The organism is Mammaliicoccus lentus, assembly GCF_002902755.1.
Classification (GTDB): domain Bacteria; phylum Bacillota; class Bacilli; order Staphylococcales; family Staphylococcaceae; genus Mammaliicoccus; species Mammaliicoccus lentus.
This window is the reverse complement of the sequence record NZ_PPRS01000013.1, coordinates 1-14,707: the sequence shown is the minus strand read 5'-3', so window position 1 is coordinate 14,707 and position 14,707 is coordinate 1. Positions and strand designations below refer to the sequence as shown.

Genomic DNA, 14,707 nt, shown 5'->3' with positions numbered 1-14,707 from the left:
TTGAAAAGGGTTCTATTCACTGTTCGTCATATCATTTCCTCCTCGCTTAACTATTGGTATTATTATACATGTTTTAGCGGTGAACTACTAATCTTTAAGGGATAATAATGAAAAATATTCGATTTTGAAAGTGCATGCTTTCCTATAGTATCTTTCTAACGTGCTTGTTTAAAAACTCTAGCCCGTTAGAAAATGTAACGTGCAAGACTAAAATATCTAGCCCTTTAGAGCGATATATCAAATAAATTCAATATAAAATCACATTAAAAATAGGGGGAATGAAGCTCTAACGTGCTTGTTTATGTACTCTAGCTCGTTAGAAAATGTAATGTGCAAGACTAAAATATCTAGCCCTTTAGAGCGATATATCAAATAAATTCAATATAAAATCACATTAAAAATAGGGGAAATGAAGCTCTAACGTGCTTGTTTATATACTCTAGCCCGTTAGAGCTTTAAACATCCCTTTTTCATCGCATAAAAAAGAGTCCAGACATTATTCATGTCTGGACTCTTTAAAAAGTATTCAAATTTTAGTGAATGTAGTTGTAAGAACCAGCTTCTGAAGCTGAGATAGTACGAGAAGATACAACACCTTCGCCTTGGTAGTTCATTTCAGAAACTTCGATTGAACCGTCTGAGTTTACATTTTCAACGTATGCTACGTGACCAAATGCACCAGCAGATGATTGTAAGATTGAACCTTCTTTAGGTGTATTGTTTACTGTGTGTCCATCAGCTGCTGCGTTTGAAGCCCATTGGTTAGCATTGCCCCAAGTTGAGCTGATAGGATCTCCATCTTCCATTTTTTTATCGAAGATATAATAAGTACATTGTCCAGCTGTGTATAAGTTAGCTGATGAACCTGTAGTTTGTGTTGCTGTTTGAGTGAATGAAGAATTAATTGATCCATTCATGTTTGAAGTATTGAAATTTTGGCTATAGTTACTAGTGTAGTTGTAATTATAGTTTTGAGTTTGAGTTTGTTGTACATTTTGGTTTTGGTCAAATGTATCAGCAGAAGCTTCTCCATTCCCTATAATTGTTGTAGCTAATCCCGTAGTTAATACTGCAATCGTTGTTAATTTTTTCATTTTAAATATTCCTCCGTAAATTTCGTATATGTTTAATTTTATAATTTATATTTTAAGTGTGTGTCGTTTTCCGACGACAAAATATACTCTAACAGATGAAATTGAGTTTGTGTGTATTTTCATCGAGTTGTTACTTAATCATAACCTTATAAAATCTTTTAGTAATATTTAAATAGAAATATGACATGCAGTAATATAGGATATAGCCCATCAATATAGGGTTTTTTAATGAATTGTGAGAATACTTATGTCATTTTCTTGTAATAATTCATTTATATCACATGTAAAACAAAAGAAGTAGTTGGTAAAATATACAACTACTTCTTTTATTATAAAAAATTGTAAGAAATCTTCATTTATTAGAAAGGGGTTTGATATATGAAGAGGCTACCAACACTTTTTGAAGCAGTATCAACTATTGTGGTCATGGGGATAATAGTTTTAATAGGTTTTGGAATTTTACAATTCCCAATACAACCATTGCTTATTTTAGCAGCTATATATGCTGGCTTTATAGCAATAAGAGTAGGCTTGAGTTGGGAAGAAATACAAGATGGTATTACTAAAAGATTAGCTACTGCTATGCCTGCAATTTTTATTATTATTGCTGTAGGTATATTAATTGGTACTTGGATGTTTTCTGGCACTGTACCTGCACTTATTTATTATGGTTTAGAAATGATAAATCCTACATATTTCTTAGTAACAGCTTTTATTATTACAGCAGTAACTTCTGTAGCGACTGGAACTGCATGGGGATCAGTAGGTACAGCAGGGATTGCATTGATGGCTATAGGAAGTGAAATGAATATACCAGCAGGCATGATTGCTGGTGTTGTTATAGCAGGTGGCGTGTTTGGTGATAAAATGTCGCCGTTATCTGATACTACTAATTTAGCCGCCCTTGTAACTAAAGTAAATATATTTCACCATATAAGACATATGATGTGGACTACAGTTCCAGCATCAGTAATCGGCCTTGTAATATGGTTCTTTGCAGGTTTACAATTTAATGCTGAAAATGTTGAAAGTAAACGTATTAATACTTTATTAGCCAATATTGATACAGCTTTTAATTTAAATTTTTGGGTTTGGGTACCTGTAATTGTCATTGTTATAGGCATAAGTATGGGTAAGCCAACAGTGCCAATGATGCTATTATCAAGTGCAGTAGCTATGGTTGTTGGTATATTTAACAATGGTTTTGATTTAGTTGATGCTTTTAACGTTACAATGAATGGTTTTGATATAAGTATGACATCTTTATCAAATAATGATGCATCAAATTCTATGGTAGAACTTGTAAAACGTGGTGGCATAATGAGTATGACAGAAATAATTGTTACAATTTTTTGTGGTTATGCTTTCGTGGGAATTGTAGAAGCTTCTGGCAGTTTAAAAGTAATACTGTCAACAATATCTAGTAAAATAAGTAAAGATTCACATCTTATATTTGTAACTATTGCTGGTAGCTTAATTTTAGTATTTGCTGCTGGTGTAGCATCAGTTGTTATTATTATGATTGGTGTATTATTAATGGATGTGTATGATGAAAGAAGTTTAGACAGAGTCAATCTGTCACGAACGCTAGAAGATTGTGGAACTATGGTATTACCATTTATTCCATGGGGTACATCTGGCATTTATTATAGAGATTTATTACATGTATCGTTAGGAGATTTCTTCTGGTGGGCAGTACCATGTTATCTATGCGTTATCTTCGCGGCATTTTATGGTATGACAGGTATTAGCATAAAAAAAGTAGATACTAAAGCATAAAAAAGAGCAATCATTATGATTGCTCTTTTTTTTAAATATCTTAGTGAATGTAGTTGTAAGAACCTGCTTCAGTAGCTGAGATAGTACGAGTAGATACTACTCCAACTCCACCTGCATAGTTCATTTCAGAAACTTCAATTGAACCGTCTGAATTAACATTATCAACATATGCTACGTGACCGTATGCACCTGATGTTGATTGTAATACAGCACCTGATGAAGGTTTGTTATTTACAGTGTAACCTGATTGAGCAGCTGCGCTAGCCCAGTTATTTGCGTTACCCCAAGTGTTACCTAAGTCAGGACGCTTGTCGAATGCATAGTATGTACATTGACCAGCTGTGTATAAGTTAGCGCCTCCGCTATTTGATGGACGAGAAGTTGAAGTAGTTGTAGTGCTAACTTTTGAACTTGAGCTTGAAGTTGTAGTTTGGTTATCTGATGTTGGTGCTTGTGTAGTTGAAACGCGAACGTTATCTTGGTTTGAAGAAGCAGTATTTGTAGCTCCTAAACCTCCACCGTTTGGTGCAGCATTGAATGCTGGTTGTGAATAATTTGTATTAGAAGAAGCTTCAGTATTATTTGAGCTAGTATTGTTAGCTACTTGTTGTTGAGCTTCGTTACCGTATGATTGAGTTGAAGGGTTCCAGTTCCCTTTCCAAGTGTAGTGATAGTTACCTTGTTGATCAATTGTGTAGCTGTATTCATAAGAATGTGGATCATTTGGGTTATAACCTTGGTTATTTTCTGCCGCATCTGCGTCATGTGCCATAAATGTTGCAATTCCTGCTGTTGCAATTGCTGCTGTTGCTATTTTTTTCATAATGTAAAAATCCTCCTAGATAATTTAAAAATGTTTTCGTATATGTTTTGTAATTTATAAGTTTTTTTCTCTGCTGTTTATCAACAAAATCTACTTTAGCAGAAATTGAATGCTTTGTGTTGAATGTTAAAGCTTTGTAATTTAATTTAAATATCTTAAGATTTCATGTAATAATTCTGAACACTTTTATATGAGTTTGAAATGCTTTAATAACAGTATTTATAAGCAATTTTCTATTTAAAAATTTTTTATTGTTACACGATTGTAATATTTAAGACATAAATAAATATTTGACTTTATAAATTTATATCAACTGATTCATACTACCTTACTAAAAAATATTGATTTTAACGAAATTAAATAAGTACAAAATTTCATAATAAAAAGTCAGAAATAAAGTATTTTTATCAATAATTTTTGAATTATAATTACTTTACTTATTAATAAGGTTTTGCAAGTTAAATAGAGGTGTTAGTTATGCTACATGATTGTAATTTGAAAATTTATCATCCGTTGAATATACAATATGAATTTAATTTAGGAATTATTGTCCTATATATAATAGAAGGAAAAGCAAGTATTTCTATTAATCATTCTAAAAATGAATATAAAAGTGGCGATGTCATTATCATAAATGATCTTGAACTTTTTGGTGTCATCACCAATAAAGATACAATCATCGCCTGTCTTACACTCTCGAGGATAGAATTAGATGAAATATATCATTTTAATAAGCGTTATTTTCTAAATCCAAATAAAATAGATAATGCTTTATTAAAGGCGCGCATGATTAAACTCATTTCTAATTATTTAAATAGGGAAGGTAGGGAGAATAGGAATGTTTTAGAAAGTATATTTGGAAGTATTAATGATGTAGCAAAATTACTCTTCGATTCAAGAGTTATTGACGATAATTACTTAAATTATGGCCGAGATAAAGTATATTCTGATATAGCGAATACTATAGATTATGTTTATAAGAATAATAAAAATAAAATAACAATAGCAGAGGTAGCCAGGACCAGCCTATATTCAAAAAGGAAACTTTCAAATAAATTAAGGCAACATACAGGTAGGAAATTTACCGATTTATTAAAAGACGTAAGATTGATTTATAGTAGTTATGAATTAATGTACACTGCTCACACTTTATCTCAAATTGCTATAGATAATGGATATAGTAATGAAAGTAGCTTTATAAAAAATTTTAGAGAGCGATACGATATTACACCGGGGAAATTTAGAAAACAAATGTATCAAGATGAATATTTTTCGTTTCGTAATGATAAGACATCTTTAATGGATGATTTTTCAATGTTACGGGAATTCATTAGAGAATCAGAAATGAGTTTAATTGTAGAGGATAATATAGAAATTGATATGAGAGATGTTCAATCATCAAATGTATTATCACCTGATTTACTTGTTTATGTTACTCATAAGGAAACTTTAACAAACCAGTATCACCAATCTAAGTTATTATGCATGCGTAGAGAATACGGTAAATATTGTTTATTGTTCTCACATGCATTACTTTGTGAATTTTACGAACTAGGTTTTGAAGATAACAAAATCATTGATCAAATATTTTCATTTTGCTTAGAAAACCAATTTGATATTTCATTTGAAATTCAATTGAATAAGCATTCTAGTTTAAATAACTTTTTAATTTATTTTGAAAGGTTATTAATTTATTTGACTGAATGTACATATTATTACGGAATGCAATCGTTTAAGTTTTATATTGATACTTCTTATCAGCAATTCAATATTATAACTGAGACAATTTCTAAATATTTAGTAGATGCAACCATGATTCTCATTTTAAACACTCGCAATGATTATTTAGCTCATCGAATGTCTCACAAATTGGACTCGCATTTTCTTATATCATATAAAATAAAAAATGAAACTGATATTAACAAGGAAATAAGCGAAAAATTTAAAGATATCCCTTCGTTCAACATTTTATACCAACCTAAATTTCCTAATAGAATTACATCACTTGTTTCAATATTTAAATGGAGTGTATTTCATAATGAAAAAGTAACGATGCTTATAAATGACATATGGATAGATAGTATGATCCCTTCTCAAAGCAGCCATTTTATGATTAAAGAAAAACAATCAAACATTGAAAGCCAAAGACAACTGTTTGAATTGATGTTAACACTGAAAAGATTAAGAGGAGAAATTGTTTATTTTAATGAGCATATATTATTAACGAATTATTTTTATGAATATCAATTACTCGTGTTTCCAAATACACATAGTTTTAAAATGATGCATCAAAGAATAAAAATGAAAAATATAGAAATAAATAGTTTTGTATGTAGGCCAAATAATATCATCATAAGCGAAAACACTAAGCTAGGTAATAATGAATTGTTAACGAACATGGATTTAGAATTGAGAGAAGTAAGTATTGTGAAAGAACCAAATAATCTAATTGTTCAATATTATTCATCACCAAGTTTTATTAAACATATCTATATAAAAATAAAATAAATTTAATTAATTAAGGTGGTTTTTATAAATGAATAAGCAAATTAATGATTTATTAAGAATGAATTATGTAAATAGCCAAGTAAAGAAGTACTTAAAAAAAGAATTTGAAATTAATATGTATCACTTGAAAATATTAAAATATATGTATAATCGTAAAGAACAATCATCTTTTACTACAGGAGAACTTAAAGCATTGCTAAATATAAATCAGACAATGTTAACGCATGTCATTTCATACTTAGAAGATTTAGATTATTATGAAAAGCAACGTGCAAAAGACGATGAGAGAAAAATACTTATAATAGTAGAAACTCGTCACAGAATAAAAATTGAAACTTTAATTCATCAAGTAACAAAAGATTTAAAAACATTATTAATTGAAAGATATGACACTATCAATACAAATCAGATAATAGAAGTTACGCTTTATATAAATGACCAATTAGTTTCAATAAAAAAAGATATTGTAGAGGGATATCGTTTAAGTATGGATCAATTAATGTTATTGATACTTATTCAACAATATCAAAATGAAGTATGCACATTGAAAGCAATAAAACTTAAATTTAATTGGGATATGGTGAAGATTAATAAAGCTGTTAAAGCATTAGTCAAACTAAACTATGTTATGAAATATAGAAATGAACAAGATGAAAGAATGGTACTTGTTTCAATAAAGAAGAGTGCTGAAGAGGAAGTAAATAAAATAATTAATAAGTTATTTATATTAAATACATTCGATTATAGAGGAAGGGATAAGGCTATGATAAAATGAAATCAATAAATACTTATTGAAGGAGATAATGTATGAATCGATTTCATTTTAAAGAAAACTTCTTCGGATCTTCTACAAAGCCCATCGACGTTTTCAATCAGTATGAAGAACCAGTTTATAAATTGAGTTTATATTATACATCAACGCATCAAGAAACTTTTGCGATTTTAGGAAGAAAAAAACATAATTTTATCATTGAATTTCAAGGTGGAAATTATTCTGTACTCCAAGAGAAAAGTTTAGAAGGTAAACTTAAAACGCCTTTTAAAACAGTATGGGAAGTTTTTAAGAACGATAAAAAAATAGGTGTTGTTGAAACTAAAATAGGTTGGAAACCTAAAATGATATTTAAAGGTATAAACAATGATGAATTAGTATTTGAATCTGGATTTATCTCTAGATCAGTAAGAGTAACAAATCAGCGAAACCAAGTTTTGATGGAAACAAAGTCTGAAAGGTTTAAAATTGCTTCGAATCATCAAATTGATATTCAAACGAATGATTATCATCCTGCTATGCTTATTATGTTATTCCAAGTATTTTTTGAATATCAAGAATATCAACGTAGTAAATCAAATTAGAATATAAAGTTAAAGGAAGATAACAATATGTTTAAATTTCTTAAAAAAAGAAAGAATGTCTCGACAGAAACGCATGTTACATCCATACCTAAACATATAGAAGGCATGACACTTGTAGATGCTTATTATATACAAGACGATCAAGTAGCAGAATATATTAAAAATCGAGAAAGATATCGAGATGCTCTCATTTATGTATTAGGTCTCTATTTTTCTACCGTAGAAGTGATGTTTGAAGGAAGTGTTGATGGGGAGGCAGTAGTAGCTTTTGAAAATAATATCCCTATTAAATGTATTTATTTAGATCCTATGACAATTGATGATATAAGGAATTTGGAAATAACAAAACCTTTAAAAGAAGCATTACTAGAATATTGTAAATTGAATGAATAAACAATCTCTAAATACGCCCTTAAAAGTTTTCATTTTTAATGTTTACTTTTAAGGGCGTATTTAAGTATAGAAATTTAAATCTTTATTTAACAAGAACCTTGACATTTATTAAAATAGTATTATAATTATATCTAGTATAAATAGTATATCGAGGTGAGAATATGAAGTTTGAATTAGGTCTTTCCTCTTTTGCAGAGTTATCTCCTGTCGATGGTACTGATAAACCTTTCACAGCATCAGAAAGAATCAATCAAATTGTAGAAGAAATTATTTTAGCTGATAAGGTAGGATTGGATATATATGGTTTAGGTGAGCATCATCGAGAAGATTATGCAGTATCTGATCCAGTATCTGTGTTAGCAGCAGCAGCTCCTCAAACAAATCGAATAAGATTATCTTCTGCCGTGACAGTCCTTTCTTCAGATGATCCAGTGAGAGTTTACCAAAGATTTGCAACTCTAGATGCATTGAGCAATGGTAGAGCTGAAATTATGGCTGGGAGAGGTTCATTTATAGAGTCATTTCCTTTGTTTGGATATGATTTGAAAGATTATGATATTTTGTATAAAGAGAAACTAGATTTATTGTTAAATATTAATGAGAATAAAACTGTTAATTGGCAAGGATCAACAAGACCATCAATTAATGGATTAGATGTTTATCCAAGAGCTGTACAAGAGAAATTACCTATTTGGTTGGCAACAGGAGGAAATCCAGAATCATCTATGAGAGCGGGGGAATTGGGCTTGCCTATTACTTATGCTATTATAGGTGGTGCGCCAAGTCGTTTTAAACGCAATGTAGCGATGTATAAAGCGATAGCTGAATCTAAAGGACATGATGTAAGTAAGTTACCTATTGCTACGCATTCTTGGGGTTATGTAGCAGAATCTGATGAAATAGCTAAACAAGAATACTATCCTTCTAGTGCTTATGTTATTAATCAATTAGGCATAGAAAGAGGATGGCCGATGTACTCAATCGAAAAATTTGAACAAGAAATTGTTCATGGCGCATTATTTGTTGGTAGTTCAGAAACAGTTGCAGCCAAAATCATTAAGCTTCATGAAGATCTTGGTATAACAAGGTTTATGCTTCATTTACCAGTAGGCTCTATACCTCATGAAAAAGTGATGAAATCTATTAAACTATTAGGCGAAAAAGTTAAGCCAATTGTTGATGATTATATGAAAAATAAGGAGGAAATTTAGTAATGTTAAGATATTTATTAAACGTATATGTAGGTAAAGAGTTATTTAAAGCTAGTCAACCGAAAGTAAAAAACGATGACGGTATGGCTCAACAATTTGAAGAAGGATTTGGTCTTTCTAGAAACGCAATGAAATTAACTGGTGGACTTGAAGTATTAGGTTCAGCATTTCTATTCTTAAGTGCATTCAGCAAAACATTCTCAAGATTAGGATCGTTAATTATTGGATCAGTATTATCAGTAGCAGCTTATAAACACTATGAAGCGGGCCACGGTTTTAAAGGATCTAAGCATGCATTACAATTATTAGGTTTATCTGCATTAAGCTTTATCGATACACTAGGTAAGAAAAAATAATTATTAATCATAATAATGAACAGGTTGGGACTACTAAATCTTTTTAATAAAACGAGATTTCTTTCCCACACCCAATTTAAAAGTAGTAAAAATTCTTGATTCGTTAAGAGTTTTTACTACTTTTTTGTTTGAAAACAGGTTTAACTACAATTTCTATTTTTATATTTTAAAAGTAATTATTATTAAAATATTAAGAACTTTAAAATAAAGACGATAGTAAATATTTTAGTTTCTATTCCATAAAAGTATTGATATTAAAGAGATTTATAGGATTTAATGGAAGTTAATTTCCTGTTTTTACAAATTTTGTTGAATGTTTTTAAAACTTATTATAAAATAATAAATAAATAAAAATTCATTGTGTTGAAAAGGAAAAATATGCTATAAGAAAGATAAAATGCTTAATCGACCAATTCAACAAATAGCTATTTTAACTTGGGGAGTGGTAAGCAATGGAAGCCGTACAAATTAGAAATGTAGTAGAATTAGTTACAGTTAGCAAGAAAGCCAAAGAACATTTAACAAAAATAAAAAGCCAATTTGTATTAACATTTGAAGAACTATATATATTAGTTTATATATATAAAGGTGAAAAGGATTGCTATAATGTTAAAGATATTATAAAAAATTCAAAGTTTAAGCCTTATTATATATCTAAAGCAGTTCAAAATTTAAAAGAAAAAGGTTTAATTTCTAAAAAGAGAAACGATAAAGATGAAAGAACTGTAGCAATTGAAGTCTCAAAAATACAACATCGAAAAATTAAAAATTTGCTAATGGAAATTGAAGGAGAAGTTTTATAAAAATCGAAAGTGTGCCTTATTAGGGACACTTTTTATCTTTATTAAATAAATTTTAAGGAGTTATGAAATTATGAAAGTGTTGTTATCTGTAAAGCCAAAAAGTCAGTTGTTTCCTATACCGATGGTTATGGGGTGTGAAGGTGTAGCAAGTTCAATGTTACTGAATTATTATTATAAAAAAATTGATGCTATAACTATAATGAAAGATTGGCCAACCCATATTGATAACCCTAAAAAAGGTTATGTAGGCAATCAATTTTTAATTAGCTTTTTAAGACACCAAAGTATATTTCCTAATGTTTTAGCACCTTACCTTAATAAGTTTGATGCAGATTTGGTAGACGGTACAGGTACAACACTGTATGAATTAGAGAACATATTAGCAAAAAAACATCCGGTTTTAATTTATCATACAAAATTAGGTCAATCGCCTGTTTGGAAAACATTTAAAATAGGAAGAAATAATAAAAAGTTAGTTTCAAATATACATGTAACACTATTAATAGGATTTGATGAACATTATTATTATTATATTGATCCTCTATGGAAGCAATATAATAAGCTAATATTACCAGCTTTTTGGCCTTCTAAAGCTCAAATCATTAAAATAGAAAAAAATAAGATGGCTGAAAGTTATAATAAACCAGGAAAAATGTGTATTTTTAAAAAAATATAATTAATTTCAAAATAATATGTTATAAAGTTGTAACATTTGATATGATAATGTTATCAAATCAAAAGAGGTGTAGAATATGTCTACTAAAATTAAAGTGCTTATTATAGCAATAGTAGTTGCATTTGTTGCTGTTGTAGGGATTGGTGGGGCAGCGACTTATTATTTTTTAACTAACACCCCAAAGAATACATATTTATTAAGTGAGCAAAAGTCAGCAAGTTTATGGAAAGATTATTTTAATGACAGATTTGAAAATGAATCTAAGTTTCAAGACAAAATGAAAGATGAGTCTTATGAAATGTCTTATAAACTGGGAGTTGAAGTTCCGGATAGTCTATTATCACAAATTGGGCTACCAAAATCAGTTATAGATTCAACTAATCTTATATTTAATGTAGGACATGATCCAAAAAAGAAAAACTCTAAATTAGGTATTGAACCAACAATTGCAGATAATAAAATTGGTAATTTCCAGTGGAGTGCTGATAAAAACAATCAGTATTTAGAAACACCATTATTTGATAGTATTTATAAAGTGAAAAATGATGAAATTAAAAAAGGTATTGAAAAAGCAACTGGAGAATCACTTGATCAAGGTGAAAGTAATAATGTTACAAATGATTCATTAAACTTAAATACAATTTTATCAAGTTCTCAAGTTTCACAAGACCAAATAGATAAAATATCTAAACGATATAGTGATCTTATCGTAGATCAATTAGATGACGATAACTTTAAAAAAGATAAAGAAAAAGTTAAAATCTTTGGTGACGAAAAGAAACTAAAGAAAGTTACGATGAATTTAAGCTCTAAAGATACTAAAAAAATCACTGTTTCAGTATTAGAACAAGCGAAAAAAGATAAAGACATCAAAGAAATTGCTGAAAAACAAGGTAATGTTAAAGAATATAATAAAGAGATTGATGATTTATTAAAAGAAGCAAAAGACGAAGATGAGTCTAATTATCCAAAAGTGAAGTCAATTATATTTGTAGATGGAAAAGAAATCTTAAAGCGTGACTTAACAATCACTAATAAAGATGACGAACAAGTTAAATTAACAGGAGCAAACGTTATTGACGATGTCGTTCAAGTTGATTACAAACTATCAGTTCCTGACAACGAAGATGTAATAACATTAAAAGGTAAATCTACTGATGGTGATAACATTAGTGATAAATACAAACTTAATGTAAAAGAAAATGAATATAGCAATACTATGGTTCAATTAGATAATAAATCTAAAGTTGATGGAGATAAACGTACTGATAAAGGTACAGTAACTTTAACACCTTCAACTGGTAGCAAATTTGATTTAAATTATGAAAATAATTTAACAACTGATGTTAAAAATAATGAGCAAAAACAAAAATTTAATATAAGTTTTGAACAAAATGGTGAGCCAATTAAATTAATGATTGATGGCAAAACTGAATTGAAGAAAGATATTAAATTCAAAAAAGACGGCGCAGTAGACTTTAATACTTTATCATCTTCAGAAGTAGATGATATTGGCGACGAAGTTCAAGACAAATTTGAAGATATCGTAAAAGATGTAACAAACGATATTAATTAATATGGAAGGAGTGGTTATATGTCGACTTTAAAATTGTTCAACATATACCACTCTTTTTTAATTAAAAAGTGGTATTTGCTTGTATATATTTTATTATTATTTATCGCATTGCTTGGTTTAATGATAGGGATTCAACATTTTAACCAAAAAGACGACAGCTTTACAATTGGTATCGTAGATAAAGATCAATCTAAAGAAACAAAGTTAATATTAAATGCTGTTGGTGATGGACAATCACTTGGAGATAATCTTAATATTGAGCATTATAATGAACAACAAGCAGCAAAATTATTAAAAAGTAAAAAAATAGATGGTTATTTCTTATTTAAAGAAGGCATGACAAAAGCTTTTTATAAAAATGGAGAACTTCCAATTGTTGTTAATACATATGACACGCAGTCCATCGAAAGCATAGTTATTATGCAATTAACAGATTCTGTATATAGTAGATTAATGTTATCGATGGGAGGAGCACTATCATATACACATGTATATGAAGATGCTTCTGATGAAGAATTGCTTACTATGATGACTGATATGTTATTTACAGGATTAAATAGAAATGGTTCTTTCGAAGAAGAACCAGTAAAAGTATACGATACAGCAAGTTATTATATTGTAGCATTTTACTTTGTATCCATTTTTTTCTTTTTCTTTTCTATATTCAGTATATTAAAAATGAACCAAAAAAATGCCTTAAAGGAAAGACTTAGTATGTTTCATTTCTCTTATGAAAAATTAACTATTGTGAGAGGGTTATTCAGCTTAATTTATACAGCTATATGGAGTTGCTTTGGTTTATGGTTGATTCTAAAATTTTTGAATCCTGATTTTGAAATGTATAACTGGCCAACTTTGTTAATATATATTGTATATTATCTTTTTGCATTGACGGCTATATTTATTTTTATTGATATAACAGCAAGACAAGCATTTAATTATGTTTGGAAAATTGTTTTGACTGTCGTTATACTAATATTTTCTGGGGCAACGATTCCTGTTGTTTATTTAAAAGGGCTGTTTAATAATATTATAGATATGTCGCCTTTTACTATTGTAATGAATCAATTATTAGAATTAATACTTAACAATTATATATTAAATGTACACCCTATGTTTTATTGGAATATATTAATAGTTATGTGTTTATTGGTTATTTCTTTAGTTTGGAGGTATCGCCAATGAAACCTATATTCAATTTAGTCGTATTAAAACAATGGGTACAATATATCATTTTAATACTTTTTATTATTTTAACTGTAAGTGTAGTTTTTATGGTTGAAGCTTCTTCAAATAAAGTATTTAAAGTCCCTATAGCGATTCAAGATATGGATCAATCTAGTGAATCTAAAAATTTAATTCATACTTTGGAACATACTAAATATTTGGAAGTAATTAAATTACAAAAAGATGAAGCTTATATTGAAGATGTTATTCAAAAAAAGCAAGCTATAGTGAGTATGCAAATACCTGAAGGTTTTAACAAAAAGCTATCTAATAATAATTTAAGAGATGCAATACCTTTATATTATAAAGATGATTTTATTGGTGAGATTGCATTAGAAGTAACTAGTAAAGCACTATATGAACAACAAATTCCAATTATTATTCAAAAACATTTAGACAAATCAGGACAGAATGTAAGTCTAGAAACAATCAAAAAAGAATATAAAAAAGATACGCCAAACTCTAAAATGGAACAACATGCTGTAAATAAAAATTCCGACGTTTCTATAAGCGCAGGATTAATTATTGCATTATTATTAGTTATCAGTACAAGCCAGATTGTGTTACATCAAAGGTTGAAGCAAAATGCAGCTCTAGAAAGATTACTAATGTTTAATAACACTAAAATGAAACTATATTTGACATATATTTTAACACATACTTTATTATTATTTTTTATCATTTTCATAATAGGATTATGTTTATCATGGTCATTAAGTTTCAAATTTTACTTGATAACGTTTTTAATATTGCTAATCTATGAATTTGGACTTTCGGTATTATTATTCAAAATAAATACATTAAGTCATAAAATATTTATGGCTTTATTATGGGCAATAGCTATAAATATTGTATATGTATTTATACAAATATAGGTGGTGTATTGATGATTAAGATTAAAAACC

The 14,707-nt window shown here is 28.7% G+C and carries 14 protein-coding genes; 12 read left to right on the top strand and 2 right to left on the bottom strand.

The features are described 5' to 3' along the window. Window positions 1-533 precede the first annotated feature (533 nt). Window positions 534-1,094: a CHAP domain-containing protein gene (locus CD135_RS05750; protein WP_017000909.1), complete on the bottom strand. Its 561-nt coding sequence runs from the start codon at window positions 1,092-1,094 to the stop codon at window positions 534-536. Between the two features lie 378 nt (window positions 1,095-1,472). On the opposite strand from CD135_RS05750, the gene nhaC reads away from it, so the two are divergent. Continuing rightward, window positions 1,473-2,873 carry a Na+/H+ antiporter NhaC gene (gene nhaC / locus CD135_RS05745; protein WP_103268996.1) on the top strand — a complete coding sequence of 467 codons (1,401 nt, stop codon included), beginning with the start codon at window positions 1,473-1,475 and terminating at the stop codon, window positions 2,871-2,873. Window positions 2,874-2,913: 40 nt separating this feature from the next. Here the strand turns inward: nhaC and CD135_RS05740 are convergent, their stop codons facing one another. Beyond that, the gene (locus tag CD135_RS05740) at window positions 2,914-3,696 is read right to left on the bottom strand and encodes a CHAP domain-containing protein (protein WP_103268995.1); all 783 of its coding nucleotides are present in this window, start codon (window positions 3,694-3,696) and stop codon (window positions 2,914-2,916) included. A gap of 477 nt (window positions 3,697-4,173) precedes the next feature. Between CD135_RS05740 and CD135_RS05735 the strand changes: the two genes are divergently transcribed. From CD135_RS05735 to CD135_RS05685, 11 genes are all read left to right on the top strand, one after another. Further along, complete coding sequence (locus CD135_RS05735) at window positions 4,174-6,204, top strand: helix-turn-helix transcriptional regulator (protein ID WP_103268994.1); 2,031 nt, start codon at window positions 4,174-4,176, stop codon at window positions 6,202-6,204. 28 nt (window positions 6,205-6,232) lie between these two features. Continuing rightward, a complete protein-coding gene (locus CD135_RS05730; protein ID WP_103268993.1) occupies window positions 6,233-6,979 on the top strand; it encodes a transcriptional regulator, SarA/Rot family in 747 nt (248 codons plus the stop codon). 32 nt (window positions 6,980-7,011) lie between these two features. Then, entirely contained in the window at window positions 7,012-7,560 is a 549-nt protein-coding gene (locus CD135_RS05725) for a tubby C-terminal domain-like protein (RefSeq protein WP_103268992.1), read from the top strand. A gap of 27 nt (window positions 7,561-7,587) precedes the next feature. After that, window positions 7,588-7,953, top strand: a complete 366-nt coding sequence (locus CD135_RS05720; protein ID WP_245942494.1) for a hypothetical protein — start codon at window positions 7,588-7,590, stop codon at window positions 7,951-7,953. A gap of 161 nt (window positions 7,954-8,114) precedes the next feature. Then, window positions 8,115-9,164, top strand: coding sequence for an LLM class flavin-dependent oxidoreductase (locus CD135_RS05715; RefSeq protein WP_103268991.1), 1,050 nt, complete (start codon window positions 8,115-8,117; stop codon window positions 9,162-9,164). A 2-nt stretch (window positions 9,165-9,166) separates the two neighbouring features. Next, window positions 9,167-9,520: a hypothetical protein gene (locus CD135_RS05710; protein WP_017000924.1), complete on the top strand. Its 354-nt coding sequence runs from the start codon at window positions 9,167-9,169 to the stop codon at window positions 9,518-9,520. 452 nt (window positions 9,521-9,972) lie between these two features. After that, the gene (locus CD135_RS05705; RefSeq protein ID WP_017000925.1) at window positions 9,973-10,323 is read left to right on the top strand and encodes a transcriptional regulator, SarA/Rot family; all 351 of its coding nucleotides are present in this window, start codon (window positions 9,973-9,975) and stop codon (window positions 10,321-10,323) included. Window positions 10,324-10,393: 70 nt separating this feature from the next. Beyond that, the gene (locus CD135_RS05700) at window positions 10,394-10,999 is read left to right on the top strand and encodes a C39 family peptidase (protein WP_103268990.1); all 606 of its coding nucleotides are present in this window, start codon (window positions 10,394-10,396) and stop codon (window positions 10,997-10,999) included. A 76-nt stretch (window positions 11,000-11,075) separates the two neighbouring features. Further along, the gene (locus CD135_RS05695) at window positions 11,076-12,575 is read left to right on the top strand and encodes a DUF6583 family protein (protein WP_103268989.1); all 1,500 of its coding nucleotides are present in this window, start codon (window positions 11,076-11,078) and stop codon (window positions 12,573-12,575) included. Between the two features lie 18 nt (window positions 12,576-12,593). Then, entirely contained in the window at window positions 12,594-13,760 is a 1,167-nt protein-coding gene (locus CD135_RS05690) for an ABC transporter permease (RefSeq protein ID WP_103268988.1), read from the top strand. After that, window positions 13,757-14,677: an ABC transporter permease gene (locus tag CD135_RS05685; protein WP_103268987.1), complete on the top strand. Its 921-nt coding sequence runs from the start codon at window positions 13,757-13,759 to the stop codon at window positions 14,675-14,677. The genes CD135_RS05690 and CD135_RS05685 overlap by 4 nt, the downstream gene beginning before the upstream one ends. Window positions 14,678-14,707 lie beyond the last annotated feature (30 nt).

What these genes read in the sequence shown, in the direction of transcription:
- CD135_RS05750 (WP_017000909.1), bottom strand. Translation starts at nt 1,094, where the DNA reads ATGAAAAAATTAACAACGATTGCAGTATTAACTACGGGATTAGCTACA.
- nhaC (WP_103268996.1), top strand. Translation starts at nt 1,473, where the DNA reads ATGAAGAGGCTACCAACACTTTTTGAAGCAGTATCAACTATTGTGGTC.
- CD135_RS05740 (WP_103268995.1), bottom strand. Translation starts at nt 3,696, where the DNA reads ATGAAAAAAATAGCAACAGCAGCAATTGCAACAGCAGGAATTGCAACA.
- CD135_RS05735 (WP_103268994.1), top strand. Translation starts at nt 4,174, where the DNA reads ATGCTACATGATTGTAATTTGAAAATTTATCATCCGTTGAATATACAA.
- CD135_RS05730 (WP_103268993.1), top strand. Translation starts at nt 6,233, where the DNA reads ATGAATAAGCAAATTAATGATTTATTAAGAATGAATTATGTAAATAGC.
- CD135_RS05725 (WP_103268992.1), top strand. Translation starts at nt 7,012, where the DNA reads ATGAATCGATTTCATTTTAAAGAAAACTTCTTCGGATCTTCTACAAAG.
- CD135_RS05720 (WP_245942494.1), top strand. Translation starts at nt 7,588, where the DNA reads ATGTTTAAATTTCTTAAAAAAAGAAAGAATGTCTCGACAGAAACGCAT.
- CD135_RS05715 (WP_103268991.1), top strand. Translation starts at nt 8,115, where the DNA reads ATGAAGTTTGAATTAGGTCTTTCCTCTTTTGCAGAGTTATCTCCTGTC.
- CD135_RS05710 (WP_017000924.1), top strand. Translation starts at nt 9,167, where the DNA reads ATGTTAAGATATTTATTAAACGTATATGTAGGTAAAGAGTTATTTAAA.
- CD135_RS05705 (WP_017000925.1), top strand. Translation starts at nt 9,973, where the DNA reads ATGGAAGCCGTACAAATTAGAAATGTAGTAGAATTAGTTACAGTTAGC.
- CD135_RS05700 (WP_103268990.1), top strand. Translation starts at nt 10,394, where the DNA reads ATGAAAGTGTTGTTATCTGTAAAGCCAAAAAGTCAGTTGTTTCCTATA.
- CD135_RS05695 (WP_103268989.1), top strand. Translation starts at nt 11,076, where the DNA reads ATGTCTACTAAAATTAAAGTGCTTATTATAGCAATAGTAGTTGCATTT.
- CD135_RS05690 (WP_103268988.1), top strand. Translation starts at nt 12,594, where the DNA reads ATGTCGACTTTAAAATTGTTCAACATATACCACTCTTTTTTAATTAAA.
- CD135_RS05685 (WP_103268987.1), top strand. Translation starts at nt 13,757, where the DNA reads ATGAAACCTATATTCAATTTAGTCGTATTAAAACAATGGGTACAATAT.